General features: G+C 43.8%; 1 protein-coding gene. It reads right to left on the bottom strand.

The features are described 5' to 3' along the window. Positions 1–46: 46 nt before the first annotated feature. A protein-coding gene (locus QO187_RS13775; protein WP_102092628.1) for an IS3 family transposase occupies positions 47–1,212 on the bottom strand; the annotation gives its coding sequence in 2 pieces (ribosomal slippage) (positions 47–957 and positions 957–1,212; 1,167 coding nt in all). Positions 1,213–1,269: the final 57 nt, after the last annotated feature.

The following is a 1,269-nucleotide window of genomic DNA, read 5'->3' as shown; positions in this document are numbered from 1 at the left end:
TGACCCCTGCCGTCAATCCCGTAGACTTAAACTTGGGAGATTTTGATTACGCAGCCTGACGATAAGAGTCAAACCACACCTGTCTTGGCGATTTATAGCCCAAGCCCTTTTGAATTCTAGTTTGGTTGTAATACAGCTCAATATAGCCAATGATATCGTTGATGGCTGCAAACCTTGTTTTATAGTCTTGGTGATACACAAGCTCATTCTTCAAGACACCCCAGAAGCTTTCTATGGGCGCGTTGTCGAAACAATTGCCTTTGCCACTCATTGAGCCTGTAAATTGATGTTGCTTAATGATCTTGTGGTAGGTATGGCTGCAATATTGGCTACCTCTGTCAGAGTGAACGATTAGCCCTTTGCTTGGACGTTTATTCCTGATGGCCATGTTCAATGCTTTGCATACTAGATCTGCGGTCATTCGCTTATTGATAGCATAGCCGACCAGCTCTTTGGTGTATAAGTCTTTGACTCCCGCTAAATACAGCCAGCCCTCATTTGTCCAGATATAGGTAATGTCGCTGACCCACGCTTGATTCGGTCTTTGCATATCAAAATGCTGATTTAATACGTTGTCATAGACCAGTTTTTTGTGATTTGAGTCAGTGGTGACTTTAAAGCGCTTGTGACGACGGCATTTGATGCCATGTTCCTCTTTGATGCTTCTGACCATGTATAGACTAATATCATACCCTTGCTCGGTGAGCGTTGCATGCAGACGCTCAACACCATAGCGCTCATAAGTTTCACTATGAGCGACTTTAACTAGTAGCTCGCACTGATTACGGTGTACCTGCTGACAGCTGATATCACGACTCAGCCAGTCGTAGTAGCTTGACGGCTTAGTCTTCAATACATGGCACATAGTAGTGATGCTAAATATCTGCTGATTGTCTTTGATAAAGGCGTACTTTACTAACTGTGCTTCGCGAAGTACGCCGTCGCCTTTTTTAAGATCTCGCGCTCCTCTTCGGCAACTTTAAGCTGTCGCTTTAGGCGTCTTACCTCTTCAAGCGCACTCATAAGTTCAGGGTCATACTGCTTTGTTCCTACAAGCTTGCCTTGATTAGCTTTGTTCTGCCAGTTGGATAGCGTTTGCATGGCGATGCCAAGTTGCTTTGCGGTCGCTGAAATATTGCCATTGTTATCCGCTATCTTCTTGACGGCTTCAGCTTTAAATTCGTTACTGTAAGTTCTTAATTTCTTGGTCATGGTAAACTCCTATAATTGTGCTTAGTTTACCAAGTTTAGTTGTACGGTTTCTTCAGC

It is taken from the genome of Psychrobacter sp. Arc9 (assembly GCF_041431295.1).
Lineage (GTDB): Bacteria > Pseudomonadota > Gammaproteobacteria > Pseudomonadales > Moraxellaceae > Psychrobacter.
The sequence above is the reverse complement of the archived record's forward strand: the minus strand, read 5'-3'. Positions and strand labels throughout refer to the sequence as shown.